Source organism: Micromonospora sp. WMMB482, from assembly GCF_019038635.1.
Taxonomy (GTDB): Bacteria; Actinomycetota; Actinomycetes; order Mycobacteriales; family Micromonosporaceae; genus Micromonospora; species Micromonospora marina.
Window position 1 is genome coordinate 2,781,494 of sequence record NZ_JAHOPD010000020.1, and the last position, 14,433, is coordinate 2,795,926.

The following is a 14,433-nucleotide window of genomic DNA, read 5'->3' on the forward strand; positions in this document are numbered from 1 at the left end:
GCGGCGAGGTGGAAGCCACGGCGATACGGTCGGGTCATGGCCGACCGCATCGCCCGCCCCCGGGTGGGGCACATCCAGTTCCTCAACTGCCTGCCCATCTACTGGGGGCTGATGCGGTCCGGCGCGCTGATCGACGTCGACCTGCACAAGGACTCGCCGGACCGGCTGAGCGCCGACCTGGTCGCCGGCGACCTGGACATCGGCCCGATCACGCTGGTGGAGTTCCTCAAGCACGCCGACGACCTGCTGCTCCTGCCCGACCTGGCGGTCGGCAGCGACGGGCCGGTGCTCTCGGTGAACGTGGTGTCCACCCGCCCGCTGGGCGAGCTGGACGGCGCCCGGGTGGCGCTCGGCTCCACGTCGCGTACCGGGGTGCTGCTGGCCCAGCTGCTGCTCGCCGAGCGGCACGGGGTGCGCCCGGAGTACTTCCGCTGCCCGCCGGACCTGACCCAGATGCTGCTGGAGGCCGACGCCGGGGTGCTCATCGGCGACGTGGCGCTGCGCGCGCTCTACGAGGCGCCGGCCAGGGGCCTCGAGGTGACCGACCTGGGCCAGGCGTGGCACGACTGGACCGGTCTGCCGATGGTGTTCGCCGTCTGGGCGGTACGCCGCGAGTTCGCCGCCGCCCACCCGGGCCTGGTCAAGGAGGTGCACGAGGCGTTCCTGCGCTCACGCGACCTGTGCCTGGCCGAGCTGGACCAGGTGGCGGAGGCGGCGGCCCGCTGGGAGACGTTCGACGCGTCGACGCTCGCCACGTACTTCCGGGCGCTGGACTTCTCGCTCGGTGAGCGGCAGGTGGCCGGGCTGCGCGAGTTCGCCCGCCGGGCGGCCGCGTACGGCGAGGTGCCGGCGCTGCCGGCCGGCGGTCCGGAGTTCTTCCAGGGCTGACCGAGCCGGGCGGGGCTCGGGTTGCCGGCCGCGTGGCTCAGGTCGCGGGGCGCAGCAGCGCCTTGGTGATCCGTTCGCAGGCGTCCATGCCGTACTCCCAGCCGCCCTCGACGCCGAACGGGGTGCGCAGCATCACGCCCATCGTCCAGGTGTCGCCGATGGCCAGGCAGTTGACGTGGTACTCCTCTTCCTTGTCCCGGTCGATCCAGCCGTTCTTGATGGCGATCTTCTTCTGCTGGGCCGCCGGGAACGCCTTGCGGATGCCGAAGTCGCCGGAACCGCGTACCAGGCGCATCTCGTCGAGCAGCCACTTGGTCCATTTCGGCCCGGCCGCGCGGCCGTCGTCGATGCAGAGCCCGAGCCGGGCGGCGTCCCGGGGGGACAGCTCGGTACGGCTCCAGCCGCCGTCGGAGGCGACCTCGCTGTCGGTCAGCTTGCAGATCGAGATCAGCCGCTCGATCGAGTCCGAGCCGCCGACGCTCTCGTAGAACTCCTGCGCCCGGGTGTTGTCGCTGTCCCGGATGATCTTCGTGGCGTCGGCCAGTTTCGCGTCGCTCGGGGTCTTGCCGTCCTCGGCGCGCAGGCGCAGGTAGTCGGCCACCACCCAGGACTTGATCAGCGACGCGGTCGTGCTCGTCTCACTCATGTCCGCCGAGCCGATGATCTTCCCGGTCCGCTTGTCCAGCACGGACCAGCCGTACCAGCCCTTGATCTTGAGGCTGTCCAGGTTCTTCGCCTCGAACGGCAGCGGTTCGAGCGACGGTGCGGGAGCGACCCGGGGCTTCGCGCCGCGGTCGACCGTCTGCTGCGCGGACCGTTCGCCCGTCGGCGCGGGACGCGAGTTCGCGGTGGCCTCCAGCGGGGAGCCGGGGATCACACGCAGGGAGAGGCCGAGCAGGCCGACGAGGACCGCAGCCAGGGCGCTGAACGCGAGCGGGCGCCGATAGCTGCCGGGCCGACGCCGGGCGCCGGCCATCAGAGCTTTCCGACCGGCTGTTGCGGCACCTTGAGCGCGGCGCCGGGCTGCGGCGTCACGAGCTGGGTGGCGACGGCGGCACACATCTTCGCACCGTACGACAGACCGGAGCGGCCCGGGTACCGCATCATCACGGAGAGGCTCCACTTGTCGGTGAACGCCAGGCAGTTGACGTGCCAGTTGCCGTCGTAGCCGAGCTGGGTCCAGCCGTTCTTCATGTGCACCGGGCCCTGCGACTTGATCGTCGCCGGCAGGCCGTCGATGATGCCCCACCGGCCGCCGCCGGACCGCGCGCTCTGCTTGCTGACGCTGCCGGCCACCTTGGTCATCTCGTTGAGCAGCCACTTGGTCCACGTGGGCCCGGCCGCCCGGCCGTCGGCGATGCAGTCGCCGAGGCGGGCCGCGTCCCGGGGGGACATCTCGGTGAAGCTCCACCAGCCCTTGTATTCGGGCACGCTGCCGGGCCTGGTGTCGGTCAGGCCGCAGATCTGGATCGCCCGTGCGATGACCGGGTCGGGCCGGCCGCCCGGCTGTGGCACGTAGGAGCCGCCGGCCGCCCGGTAGACCCGGTTGGCGCCGTCGTCATCGCTGTTCCGGATCGCCAGGACCGCCGCCTTCTTGAGCTCGGCACTCGGCTGCTTGTCGCCGAGCTGGCGCAGGTAGTCCGCGACGATCCAGGCCTTGAGCATGGACTCGGTGGAACTGGTCTGGTTCATGTTCTTCGCGCCGGTGACGGTGCCGGTCCGCCGGTCCACCAGGGCCCAGGAGAAGAACTCGCCCTTGAAGTTCACCGACACCGGGGCATCGGCGAGCGTCGGGGCCGCCGGCGCGGTCGGCGCCGGCGCCGGGACCTGCTCGCCGCCGCCGGCGCCGCCCGTGCCGTTGCCGCCGGCGAGCTTCGCGTACGCGGCCGGCACCAGCATGACGCCGCCGATGAGGACCGCCACGATGGCGAGCACCATGGTCACGCGAGGTCGCATGAGTGGTGAGCTCCAGATGTCTGGCCGGGGGGACCGGCGCTTCCGCATGAGTTCGACCGGTCGCCAACAGGCCGGGGGACGGTGGCCTGAACGGTGACGATCATGAAGACGAACGGTTTGCCGGGGCGAAGTCTACTTCTGGACAGCCCTGATGCCAGGTCTCGACACCCGTGACTTTGCCGGGTGGGCGGGATATTGAGCCCCTTTGCCACTCTTGGGAGGTTTTCTCACCTTGGGGTAATCGACATCACAGCTACCAGGGCCGATGGCGGCGCGTGCATGCCCGGTGACGCGAGTAGCTCCCGAAACCTGTTACACCCTCTGGTGTCATTCGTGGCGAGCTGTAACACTGGCTGCATGTATGGCAATGACTTCGCCCCGCCGGAGGACGCTCCGGGCGGCGGCCTGCTCGGCGAGGTGGAGGCGGCGGAGGCAGCGCTGCGCGAGGCGGCGGCGCGGGCCCGGCGCGGCGGTCCGGCACCGGACGAGGACGTCGAGGCGTACTTCGCCGACGTCATCAACGCGGACCAGAAGATCGAACCCCGCGACTGGATGCCCGAGGCGTACCGCAGGACGCTGATCCGGCAGATCGCCCAGCACGCTCACTCCGAGATCATCGGTATGCAGCCGGAGGGCAACTGGATCAGCCGGGCGCCGTCGCTCAAGCGCAAGGCGATCCTGCTCGCCAAGGTGCAGGACGAGGCCGGGCACGGCCTCTACCTCTACGCGGCCGCCGAGACGCTCGGCATCAGCCGCGACGAGCTGGTGGATCTGCTGCTCGACGGGCGGCAGAAGTACAGCTCGATCTTCAACTACCCGACTCTGACCTGGGCCGACGTGGGCGCGATCGGCTGGCTCGTGGACGGCGCCGCGATCGTCAACCAGGTGCCGCTGTGCCGCTGCTCCTACGGGCCGTACGCCCGAGCGATGATCCGGGTCTGCAAGGAGGAGTCGTTCCACCAGCGGCAGGGCTACGAGATCCTGCACACGCTGGCGCACGGCACCCCGGAGCAGAAGGCGATGGCCCAGGACGCGGTGGACCGCTGGTGGTACCCCTCACTGGCCATGTTCGGCCCGCCGGACGGCGACTCGACGCACAGCGCCCAGTCCATGGCCTGGAAGATCAAGCGCTTCTCGAACGACGAGCTGCGCCAGCGCTTCGTCGACATGTGCGTCGGTCAGGCGGAAGTGCTCGGCCTCACCCTCCCCGACCCGGACCTGCGCTGGAACGACGAGCGGCAGGCGTACGACTACACCCAGCCCGACTACGACGAGCTGATGCGGGTGATCAAGGGCGACGGGCCGTGCAACCGGGAGCGCATGGCGCACCGGCGTAAGGCGCACGCCGACGGCGCGTGGGTACGGGAGGCCGCCGCGGCGTACGCCGCGAAGCGGGTGGAACGAAAGGAACCGGTGGCGGCATGAGCGAACGCACCGAGCGAAGCGAGGGCCGTGAGGGCATGCCCGGTCGGCACGGCATGAGCGAACGCACCGAGCGAAGCGAGGGCCGTGAGGGCATGCCCAGCCAGCACGGCATGAGCGGCCCGTCCTCTCCCCTGTGGGAGGTCTTCGTGCGGGCCCGCCGTGGTCTGTCGCACACCCACGTCGGCAGCCTGCACGCCCCCGACGCCGAGCTGGCCCTGCGCAACGCCCGGGATCTCTACACCCGCCGTCAGGAGGGCGTCTCCATCTGGGTGGTGCCGGCGAGCGCGATCACCGCGTCCAGCCCGGACGAGAAGGACGCGTTCTTCGACCCGGCCGCCGACAAGGTCTACCGCCACCCGACGTTCTACGAGGTCCCCGAAGGGGCGGCCCACCTATGAGTTTCGACTTCACGCTCGCCATCGGCGACGACGCGCTCGTCGCGGCGCAGCGCCTCGGTGAGTGGACCTCCCGCGCGCCCGAGATGGAGGAGGACATCGCGCTCGCGAACATCGCCCTCGACCAGCTCGGCGCGGCGCGGCTGCTGCTCACGTACGCGGGCGAGCTGGAGGGCGCGGGCCGCGACGAGGACGACCTGGCCTATCTGCGCGGCGACCGCGAGTTCCGCAACTGCCTGCTGGTCGAGCTGCCCAACGGCGACTTCGGCGTGACCATGGCGAAGCTGTTCTTCCTGGCGGCGTACCAGTCGCCGCTCTACACGGCGCTGGCCGGCTGCGCGGACGAACGGCTGGCGGCGGTCGGGGCGAAGGCGCGCAAGGAGTCGGCGTACCACCTGGACCACGCCTCGCTGTGGGTGAAGCGGCTCGGCGACGGCACCGAGGAGTCGCACCGGCGCATGCAGGACGCGGTAGACCAGGTGTGGCCGTACGTCCACGAGTTGTTCGCCCCGGACCCGGCGGCGCCGGTCGACCCGTCCACCCTTCGGGCCGACTTCGACGCCACCGTGTCCGCCGTGCTGGACGAGGCCACGCTGACCCGGCCGGAGACCGGCTGGGCACCAGGTGGCGGCCGGGACGGCCTGCACACCGAGCACCTCTCGTACCTCCTCGCCGAGATGCAGGTGCTGCACCGCGCCCACCCCGGAGCACGCTGGTGAGAAGCGCGAGGGAGGCCGCGGCGGCGGTGGTGGACCCGGAGATCCGGGTGATCACCATCGACGAACTGGGCATCCTGCGCGCGGTCGACGAGGAGCCGGACACCGGCCGGGTCGTCGTCACCATCACCCCCACCTACACGGGTTGCCCGGCGATGGACGTGATCCGGGCGGACATCCGCCGGGCGCTCGCCGCCGCCGGGCATCCGGACGCGGAGGTCCGTACCGTCTACCACCCGGCGTGGAGCACCGACTGGATCTCCGACACCGGCCGGGCGAAGCTCGCCGCCGCCGGCATCGCCCCACCCGCGCGGCGCGGCGACGACACGGTGGTGCCGTTGACCCTGGCCGTACGCTGTCCGCGCTGCGGGTCGCCGGAGACCACGCAGATCAGCCGCTTCGGCTCCACCGCGTGCAAGGCGCTGTGGCGCTGCCGCTCCTGTTCCGAACCCTTCGACCACCTGAAGGCGCTGTGACTGTCACCATCACCCGGCCGGTGCGCCGCAGGCCGGTCTTCCACCCGCTGCCCGTCACTGCCGTGGACCGGCTCACCGACGACTCGGTGTCGATCACGTTCGCGGTACCGGAGGCGCTGCGCGAGACGTTCGCGTTCTCCGCCGGGCAGCACCTCACCGTCCGTCGCCCGGCCGGCGCCGACGGCGAGGAGGTGCGGCGGTCGTACTCGATCTGCTCCACCCCCGACGAGCTGGCCCGGCACGGCCGGTTGCGGATCGGGGTGCGTGAGGTCCCGGGCGGGGCGTTCTCCGCGTACGCCTGCGGCGCGCTGCGCGACGGCGACACCGTCGAGGTGCTGCCGCCGCTGGGCCACTTCACCTCCGCGTTCACCCCGGACCGGGTCCGCCGGTACGGCGCGGTGGTCGCCGGTTCCGGCATCACCCCGGTCCTCGGGCTGGCCGCGACCGCGCTGGCCACGGAGCCGCGCAGCACGTTCACGCTCGTGTACGGCAACCGCACGGCGAACACGGTGATGTTCGCCGAGGAGCTGGCCGACCTGAAGGACCGCTACCCGGCCCGGCTGCACCTGGTGCACGTGCTGTCCCGCGAGATGGGCGAGTCGGCGCTGCTGTCCGGGCGGATCGACGCCGACCGGCTGACCCGGCTGCTCGACACCGTCGTACCGGGTGCCGAGATCGAGGAGTGGTTCCTCTGCGGCCCGTACGGCATGGTGGTGGACGCCAAGGCTGTGCTCGCGGGTCGCGGCGTGCCGGACGCGGCGGTGCACACCGAGCTGTTCCACGTCGACGCCCCGCCGGAGCCGGTCCGGCGCGAGACCGACCGGCCCGGGACCGGCACCGAGGTGACGATCCTGCTGGACGGGCGCTCGTCCAGCTTCACGATGGGCCGGGACGAGCGGGTGCTCGACGCGGCTCTGCGGGTGCGCGGCGAGTTGCCGTACGCCTGCAAGGGCGGGGTGTGTTCGACCTGCCGGGCCAAGGTGACGGCCGGTGAGGTGACGATGGCGCGCAACTACGCGCTGGAGCCCGACGAGGTGGCAGCCGGGTACGTGCTGACCTGCCAGTCCAGCCCGGTCACCGACGAACTCACCGTCGACTACGACGCGTAGGGCGCCGCCGGTCAGATCACCACCGGCGGTGCCGTGGCGGCGCGGCCACGGGCCCGGCTGACGTGGCCGCGCCATCCGCCGACGAGCGCGAACAGGGTCCATCCCGCCGCGCCGAGCACGAGCATGCCCCGCTTCCCGTCCGGGTCCACGTCCCGCGCGTCGGTCAGTTCCACCTCGCCCCGCGGGTCGACGAGCACCGTCAGCCGCTGGCCGACCCGGTAGCCGGGGGAGCTGCCCCGGTAGACCAGCGGTTCGTCGAGCCGGCCGGTGTCGCCCTGGAGAACGAACTCGTGCCGCTTGCCGGCCGTCTGCACGTCGGTGATGGTCACCTGCTGGGCGACGCCGCGCTGCTGAAGCACCGACTCCGGGGCGAGTTGCACGGTGCCCACCAGCACGAACAGGGCCGGCACCACCGACAGGAGGGTCAGCCACCAGCTCCGGTGCAGCAGCCGCAGGCCGACCGCGAAGGCGAGGCAGCCGGCCAGGGCGACGGAGATCGGCACCGCGATCGGCAGTCCCACGGTGAGGTGGCCGACCACCGTGATCACGGCGATCACGGCGAGGCCGAAGCCGGCCAGCACGGCGGTCATCGTGAGGGACCAGAGGGCGGAGCGGGCGCCGGCCACGCGTACGGGGGTGGGCGGGGGCGGTACGACTGACACGCCGAGAGCGTAGGCGCGGCGTGCTACGTCCATTTCTTGTCCGAACGGTTCGGACAGCGGTAACCTTCAACTGCCAGGGGCACTAGCCCCGTGGAAGTGGACCCGGCAGCCTTCCGGACGGTGGGTGAGCCGGGTCTCGCGCTGTCTGCGCCTCGTCAGACCTGTCGTGACTCACTGATCATGCGGCGGATGGAGTCCTTCCAGCGCCCGCCCTTGGCCCAGCACCACGCCAACGCGTCGGGAACGGCCAGCAGGCACTCCTCGTGAGCACGTAGCTGGTCGTAACGCAGCCTTCCGTCCACCCCGCACTTCCTGACCTGCTCGAAGAGCAGGCGCTGATCGGCCTGGAAAGTCGAGTCGTCGCGTTCCAGGACGAGGCGGGCAGCCCCGATCTTCGCAGCGTGCTCCACCAGAGAGACGAGGCAGGCTTCGCGAGCGACCCGGGCGTTGCGATGGTCCTTCGCGTCGAAGATGACGGCGTGCGCGGAGAGCGCGAGAAACCCGTCGATGATCTGACGGCGCCGGTCGTCCCTCTCCTTGTGGAAGTGGATGCGGCGTTGGCCGGGCAGGATGAGATCACGAATCGACCGGCGCGCAGCGGTCAGGTCGGCCGGGTGCATGACCACGGCGGCGACGAGTAGCCCTCGCTCCTTGGTCTCGTCGACGAAGACGTGCGCGGTCATGGGACGAGGCTCTCCTGTCGCTGCTCGGACCCGGTCAGGCGTTGACGATTTCCCTGATGCGGTCGAGCTTCTGCCGGGCGGTCAGGCCGGCGGGGTTCTTGGTGCCGATGACGTCCAGCTCCGCTCGGACGTCACAGTCGTCCGGCTGAAGGATTGCATCGATCACACGTGCTCGGGGGCCGCCGTCCCGGACGTAGATCCAGACCGTCTGTGACTGCCGTGGCTCGGTGTTGAGCGCAGCGTCGAGCCGGTGGGGAGGGAAGAAGCCGAGGCCGGTCGCCCTGAGCGTGTCAGCGATCTCGGCGAGGACCCAGCGGCCGAGCTTGCGGTAGCCCAACTCGTCCCGCAACTCGCCGAGGGTCGCTTCCGTTAGTCCTCCGTCTGCTCGGCAACGGGCCGCGATGCCTGGAGCGGTGTCCGTCGCGCTCACGTCCCACCCCCTATGGCGTCGATGGATGTTGACAAGATGATGCGAGATGCTCAACATTTTGTCAACGAACCGCCAATGTTTTATTTCGATCTTGCAGATATATCCGGGGGAGTGTGTTCGGCTCACACCGGAGGGCCCGGTACGGCGGCATCCACCGGTGGCGACGTACGCTCGGGGATGTGACGGCGAACCGGGAGATCGACGACATCCTGCAACGCGGCGCCGACGGCGGGCGGATCACGCCCGAGGAGGCGCTGCTGCTCTACACCGACGCGCCCTTCCACGCGCTGGGCGAGGCGGCCGACGCGGTACGGCGGCGCCGCTACCCGGACAACGTCGTCACGTACCTGATCGACCGCAACATCAACTACACGAACGTCTGCGTGACGGCGTGCAAGTTCTGCGCGTTCTACCGGGCCCCCAAGCACAAGGAGGGCTGGACCCACCCGACCGAGGAGATCCTGCGCCGCTGCGGCGAGGCGGTCGAGCTGGGCGCCACCCAGGTCATGCTCCAGGGCGGGCACCACCCGGACTACGGCGTCGAGTACTACGAGGAGCTGTTCTCCTCGGTCAAGAAGGCGTTTCCGCAGCTCGCCATCCACTCGATCGGCCCGAGCGAGATCCTGCACATGGCGAAGGTCTCCGGCGTGAGCCTGGACGAGGCCATCGCCCGGATCAAGGCCGCCGGCCTGGACTCGATCGCCGGCGCCGGGGCCGAGATGCTGCCCGACCGGCCGCGTAAGGCGATCGCGCCGCTGAAGGAGTCCGGCGCCCGCTGGCTGGAGGTCATGGAGCTGGCGCACCGGCAGGGCCTGGAGTCGACCGCCACCATGATGATGGGCACCGGCGAGACGAACGCCGAGCGCATCGAGCACCTGCGGATGATCCGCGACGTGCAGGACCGCACCGGCGGCTTCCGGGCCTTCATCCCGTGGACGTACCAGCCGGAGAACAACCACCTCAAGGGCCGCACCCAGGCGACCACGCTGGAATACCTCCGCCTGGTCGCGGTGGCCCGCCTGTTCTTCGAGACGGTGCCGCACCTCCAGGCGTCCTGGCTGACCACCGGCAAGGACGTCGGGCAGCTCGCGTTGCACATGGGCGTGGACGACCTCGGCTCGATCATGCTGGAGGAGAACGTCATCTCCTCGGCCGGCGCCCGGCACCGGTCCAACCTGCACGAGCTGATCGGCATGATCCGGTCCGCCGACCGGATCCCGGCCCAGCGGGACACGCTCTACAACCGGCTCGCGGTGCACCACACGCCCGCCGACGACCCGAGCGACGAGCGGGTGGTCTCGCACTTCTCGTCGATCGCCCTGCCCGGCGGCGGTGCCGGGAAGTCACTGCCGCTGGTCGAGGTCAACTGACCGGGTTCGGCCTTTCGGCCGGTCGGTGTTCGTCGTGCGGCCGGAGCTCCGCCCGTTTCCGGTGGAGCTTCGGCCAGGGGTCTTCACCCGCGTGATCACCGGCGGCTAGCCTGCCCGCGCGACACCACCGATCCGGGCCGCGAGCAGGCAGGTAACAGGTCGGCGGCGACCTGGTTGAGCACCGCCCGGTGAGCCGGCGACGCCATTACGCTTGCGGCGTTCGTCGGACCGTCGTCCTCCATCGGCCCATGAGGGCCGTTCACATAACGCACCGCGGCAGGGGCGGGATGGGTGACCATCCCGCCCCTGCCGTCTGCCGGGGTCGATGGGAATTCCCACCGCCGGGCGGTGGCGTGGCGACGCGTCGCTCCGGTACCGTCCGTTCGTTCGGTACCTGATCACGCGTCCCTACCCCCGGGGGAACAATGACCTTCCGCTACCGGTCCACGCTGGCCAGCGCCGGCGTGGCGGCCCTGCTCTCCACCGCCGGACTCGGCGCGCTCGCCGGCCCGGCGCAGGCGGCCGAGAAGGCCGACCTCCAGCTCATCCCGCTCAGCTACCAGCTCGCCAAGGGCGTCAGCGAGGCCAAGGCCAAGCCGTTCAAGTTCCAGGTGAACAACACAGTCGGGACCGTCGACGCGAAGGACGTCCGGGTCACCGTCGAGACGAAGGGCCTCAAGACCGCCAAGGTCGGCGTGCTGGTCCCGAAGGGCTGCGACATCCGCGGCACCGCCTTCTCCTGCCTGCTGGGCGACCTGCCCGCCGGGACCACTGAGGACTTCGGCATCCCGCTGTTCTCCACCGGCGGCAAGGGCGCGGCGGGCACGCTCACGGTCTCGATCAGCGCGGCGAACGGCACCGGCGTGCTGGACACGGTCGACCACGACATCACCGTCGCCAAGCCCGGCTACGACCTCACGACGTGGGTCCAGGACGTGTACGCGGGCGTGACAGTGGACGGTGACGACGCCGACGAGGCGGGCCTGCGCCCGGTCCGGCCGGGCGAGACCGCGCCGCTGGACTGGGCCGTGTTCAACCACGGCGGCAAGCGCGCCACCGGCATCAGCTACGGGATCGCGCTGCCGGCCGGCGTCACCTTCGCGAAGCTGCCCGACGGCTGCGTCGAGCAGAACCTGGGTGGTGCCACCAACGCGGTCTGCGAGGACCTGGGCGCGGTGCTCAAGCCCGGCCAGTACTACACCGCCGACGTCCGGGTGACCGTCGGCGCGGACGTGACCGAGAAGCTGCTCCGGCCGGGCTTCGTCTGGGCCGCCGGCCTGGACGCCGCCACCGGCACGCCGGAGGAGGAGCCGAAGGTCGCCAGCTCGGCGCAGCGGCGCGCCTTCGCCGAGACCGACGACATCGACAACACCGCCCAGTTCGACGTCTTCGTCGACCAGAGCCCGCAGTCGACGCCGAGCCCGACGCCGACCGCCGGCCCGACCTCGACGCCGACCGCCCAGCCGACGCCGACCGGTGACGCGACGGCGGTGCCGACCCCGACCGCCGGTGGCGGCGCGGGTGGCGGCACCGGCGACGGTGGCCTGCCGGTGACCGGCATGCAGGTCGGCCTGATCGGCGGCATCGGCGCGGCGGTGCTCGCGGCCGGCGCGGCGCTGATGATGCTGTCCCGCCGCCGCAAGGTGGTCCTGGTGGCCCCGGGTGAGGAGCGCACCGGCGACTGACCGGGAACCGGTACGCGACCAGGGCGGGGTGGGTGACCACCCCGCCCTGTCGCGTACCCGGGGGCAGGCGGGGGCGGCGCGGCTGGCAGAGTGGAGGAGTGAGCCGTACCCCGCAGGGCCAGCGCGCCAGCCTGGACAAGCAGCCGCACGAGGTCGCCGCGATGTTCGACGGCGTCGCCGCCCGCTACGACCTGACGAACACCGTGCTGTCGTTCGGGCAGGACCGGTCCTGGCGGCGGGCCACCCGGGCGGCGCTCGGGCTGCGGCCGGGCGAGCGGGTGCTCGACGTGGGCGCCGGCACCGGTGTGTCGACCGAGGAACTGGCCTACTCCGGGGCGTACGCGGTGGGCGCGGACCTGTCGCTGGGCATGCTGCACGCCGGCAAGCGCACCCGCCCGTCGGTGCCGCTGCTGGCCGGGGACGCGCTGCGGTTGCCGTTCGCCGACGCCAGCTTCGACGCGGTGACCATCTCCTTCGCGCTGCGCAACGTCAACGACACCGACGCGGCGCTGGCCGAGCTGGCCCGGGTGACCCGGCCGGGCGGGCGGCTGGTGGTCTGCGAGTTCAGCACGCCGGTCAGTCCGGCGTTCCGCACCGTCTACCTGTCGTACCTGATGCGGTCGTTGCCGGCGGTGGCGCGCGCGGTGTCGAGCAACCCGGACGCCTACGTCTACCTGGCGGAGTCGATCCGGGCCTGGCCGGACCAGGCGGCGCTGGCCGCGCGGATCGGTGCGGCCGGCTGGGGCCGGGTGGCCTGGCGCAACCTGACCGGCGGCGTCGTGGCGCTGCACCGGGCCGTCCGAAACTGACAGTCCGTGCCAGCAGGAGCTGGTCATTTCGTGAATGTCCGGCTCTGGTCTACTTTGTCCCCGTAAGCTCGCCCCATGACGGGACCAGACCAGGCCGCCACCGACGACGACGCCGCCGAGCTGATCGCGCAGCTCCGTGAGCTGGCCGGCGCGGATCCCGCCGACGTCCGGCAGGTCGTCGCCGAGGTGCTCGCCGCGCTGGACCGGGCCGCGGGTGGCGCGTTGCGCGACCATCTGCCCGAGACGATCCGGCTCGACGCCGGGCTCGGACCGGCCGCGCAGGCGCGCCCCTGACCGGTCTCGACGCTCTTACCGGCACGTTTCCGCGAAGTTAGGCCCCCCTCAGCGCGAACTGGTGTAACGCCGGTCATAGACTCCAACCGGATCGGCTTGTGAAGCATTTCACGAGCATGCGGGAGGAGGCGCGGATGACCGCGGTGGAGAACGACGCCGACGTCATCGTCGTGGGCGCCGGTCCCGGAGGATCGGCCACGGCGTACCACCTGGCGCGGCACGGCGTACGCGTGCTGCTGCTGGAGAAGACGGAATTTCCCCGGGAGAAGGTCTGCGGTGACGGGCTCACGCCCCGCGCCGTGCGGCAGCTGATCCGGATGGGCGTGGACACCTCGCCCGAGGCGGGCTGGCTGCACAACAAGGGCCTGCGGGTGATCGGCGGCGGAGTACGCCTGGAGCTGGACTGGCCCGACCTGGCCAGCTTCCCCAACTACGGCCTGGTGCGGACCCGGCTCGACTTCGACGACCTGCTCGTCCAGCGGGCGGTCGCCGCCGGGGCGAAGCTGCGCACCAGCGTCAACGTCCTCGGGCCGGTGCTCGGCGCCGACGACCGGGTCATCGGCGTGCAGACCGAGGTCGGCCCGGACAAGGAACCCGCCACGTTCCACGCGCCTCTCGTGGTCGCCGCCGACGGTGTCTCCGGCCGCTTCCCGCTCGCCCTCGGGCTGGCCAAGCGGGAGGACCGCCCGATCGGCGTGGCCGTCCGCCGCTACTACCGCTCGCCCGCCAAGCACGACGACGACTACCTGGAGTCCTGGCTGGAGCTGCGGGCCAAGGGCAGTGACGCGCTGCTGCCCGGGTACGGCTGGATCTTCGGCCTCGGCGACGGCCGGGTGAACGTCGGCCTGGGCGTGCTGAACTCCTCCTCGGCGTTCGGCAAGACGAACTACCGCAAGCTGCTCACCGACTGGCTCGCGAACACCCCCGAGGACTGGGGGATGACCGACGAGTCCAACGCGGAGGGTCCGATCCTCGGCGCCGCGCTGCCGATGGGCTTCAACCGGGTACCGCACTACACCCGCGGCGTGCTGCTCGTCGGCGACTCCGGCGGCATGGTCAACCCGTTCAACGGCGAGGGCATCGCGTACGCGATGGAGTCGGGCGAGATGGCCGCGGAGGTCGTGGTGCAGGCGCTCGCCCGCCCGGCCGGCGCGGAGCGGGAGCGGGCGCTGATGGCGTACCCGCAGGAGCTGAAGGCCCGCTTCGGCGGCTACTACCGGCTCGGCGGCGTCTTCGTGAAGCTCATCGGCCGCCCCGAGATCATGCGGATGGCGACCAAGCACGGCATGCCGCACCCGATGCTCATGCGGTTCGTGCTCAAGCTGCTGGCCAACCTGACCGACCCGCGCGGCGGGGACGCGATGGACCGGGTCATCAACGCGATGACGAAGGTGGCCCCGGCCGTGTAGAAGACGACGGTCCGAGGCCGGACGCCCACGGGCCGGACAGAGATCGACCCCGCCGACCGAGGTCGTGAGGGACGTGAATAGTGTGATTTTGGCCAACCACCGAGGTCAGGGAAGGACGAGCAGGGG

Annotated in this window: 16 protein-coding genes; 11 read left to right on the forward strand and 5 right to left on the reverse strand. The window is 71.3% G+C overall.

Annotation, left to right across the window (positions count from 1 at the left end):
- The first annotated feature begins 36 nt into the window (after nt 1-36).
- Nucleotides 37-888, forward strand: coding sequence for a menaquinone biosynthetic enzyme MqnA/MqnD family protein (locus KSK32_RS14135; protein WP_216931641.1), 852 nt, complete (start codon nt 37-39; stop codon nt 886-888).
- 37 nt (nt 889-925) lie between these two features.
- Here KSK32_RS14135 and KSK32_RS14140 read toward each other — a convergent pair whose 3' ends face one another.
- Both KSK32_RS14140 and KSK32_RS14145 read right to left on the reverse strand, forming a co-directional pair.
- On the reverse strand, nt 926-1,864 hold the full coding sequence (locus tag KSK32_RS14140; RefSeq protein WP_216931642.1) for a hypothetical protein: 939 nt from the start codon (nt 1,862-1,864) through the stop codon (nt 926-928).
- Complete coding sequence (locus KSK32_RS14145; protein ID WP_216931643.1) at nt 1,864-2,844, reverse strand: hypothetical protein; 981 nt, start codon at nt 2,842-2,844, stop codon at nt 1,864-1,866. Before KSK32_RS14145 ends, KSK32_RS14140 begins: the two co-directional genes overlap by 1 nt.
- Nucleotides 2,845-3,201: 357 nt before the next feature.
- Here KSK32_RS14145 and paaA point away from each other — a divergent pair, with 357 nt between their 5' ends.
- From paaA to paaE, 5 genes are all read left to right on the forward strand, one after another.
- A complete protein-coding gene (gene paaA, locus KSK32_RS14150) occupies nt 3,202-4,269 on the forward strand; it encodes a 1,2-phenylacetyl-CoA epoxidase subunit PaaA (protein ID WP_216931644.1) in 1,068 nt (355 codons plus the stop codon).
- A 110-nt stretch (nt 4,270-4,379) separates the two neighbouring features.
- Nucleotides 4,380-4,667, forward strand: coding sequence for a 1,2-phenylacetyl-CoA epoxidase subunit PaaB (paaB, locus tag KSK32_RS14160; protein WP_254187937.1), 288 nt, complete (start codon nt 4,380-4,382; stop codon nt 4,665-4,667).
- Nucleotides 4,664-5,383 (forward strand): 1,2-phenylacetyl-CoA epoxidase subunit PaaC, encoded by a 720-nt coding sequence (gene paaC / locus KSK32_RS14165; RefSeq protein WP_216931645.1) that lies wholly within the window; start codon nt 4,664-4,666, stop codon nt 5,381-5,383. The genes paaB and paaC overlap by 4 nt, the downstream gene beginning before the upstream one ends.
- The gene (gene paaD, locus KSK32_RS14170) at nt 5,380-5,856 is read left to right on the forward strand and encodes a 1,2-phenylacetyl-CoA epoxidase subunit PaaD (RefSeq protein WP_216931646.1); all 477 of its coding nucleotides are present in this window, start codon (nt 5,380-5,382) and stop codon (nt 5,854-5,856) included. Before paaC ends, paaD begins: the two co-directional genes overlap by 4 nt.
- Nucleotides 5,853-6,965, forward strand: coding sequence for a 1,2-phenylacetyl-CoA epoxidase subunit PaaE (paaE, locus tag KSK32_RS14175; RefSeq protein ID WP_216931647.1), 1,113 nt, complete (start codon nt 5,853-5,855; stop codon nt 6,963-6,965). The genes paaD and paaE overlap by 4 nt, the downstream gene beginning before the upstream one ends.
- Nucleotides 6,966-6,976: 11 nt before the next feature.
- Here paaE and KSK32_RS14180 read toward each other — a convergent pair whose 3' ends face one another.
- The 3 genes from KSK32_RS14180 to KSK32_RS14190 form a co-directional block, all read right to left on the reverse strand.
- On the reverse strand, nt 6,977-7,627 hold the full coding sequence (locus KSK32_RS14180; RefSeq protein ID WP_289256599.1) for a hypothetical protein: 651 nt from the start codon (nt 7,625-7,627) through the stop codon (nt 6,977-6,979).
- A 155-nt stretch (nt 7,628-7,782) separates the two neighbouring features.
- Entirely contained in the window at nt 7,783-8,310 is a 528-nt protein-coding gene (locus KSK32_RS14185; protein ID WP_216931648.1) for a hypothetical protein, read from the reverse strand.
- 34 nt (nt 8,311-8,344) lie between these two features.
- On the reverse strand, nt 8,345-8,659 hold the full coding sequence (locus tag KSK32_RS14190; protein WP_216931649.1) for a hypothetical protein: 315 nt from the start codon (nt 8,657-8,659) through the stop codon (nt 8,345-8,347).
- 260 nt (nt 8,660-8,919) lie between these two features.
- Here KSK32_RS14190 and mqnC point away from each other — a divergent pair, with 260 nt between their 5' ends.
- The 5 genes from mqnC (at nt 8,920) to KSK32_RS14215 (ending at nt 14,307) form a co-directional block, all read left to right on the forward strand.
- Entirely contained in the window at nt 8,920-10,110 is a 1,191-nt protein-coding gene (gene mqnC / locus KSK32_RS14195) for a cyclic dehypoxanthinyl futalosine synthase (RefSeq protein WP_216931650.1), read from the forward strand.
- A gap of 425 nt (nt 10,111-10,535) precedes the next feature.
- Nucleotides 10,536-11,795, forward strand: a complete 1,260-nt coding sequence (locus KSK32_RS14200; protein WP_216931651.1) for a cell wall anchor protein — start codon at nt 10,536-10,538, stop codon at nt 11,793-11,795.
- Nucleotides 11,796-11,893: 98 nt separating this feature from the next.
- Nucleotides 11,894-12,604, forward strand: coding sequence for a demethylmenaquinone methyltransferase (locus tag KSK32_RS14205; protein WP_216931652.1), 711 nt, complete (start codon nt 11,894-11,896; stop codon nt 12,602-12,604).
- Between the two features lie 75 nt (nt 12,605-12,679).
- Nucleotides 12,680-12,898, forward strand: a complete 219-nt coding sequence (locus KSK32_RS14210) for a hypothetical protein (protein WP_018787811.1) — start codon at nt 12,680-12,682, stop codon at nt 12,896-12,898.
- A 134-nt stretch (nt 12,899-13,032) separates the two neighbouring features.
- On the forward strand, nt 13,033-14,307 hold the full coding sequence (locus tag KSK32_RS14215) for a geranylgeranyl reductase family protein (protein WP_216931653.1): 1,275 nt from the start codon (nt 13,033-13,035) through the stop codon (nt 14,305-14,307).
- The last annotated feature ends 126 nt before the right edge of the window (nt 14,308-14,433 follow it).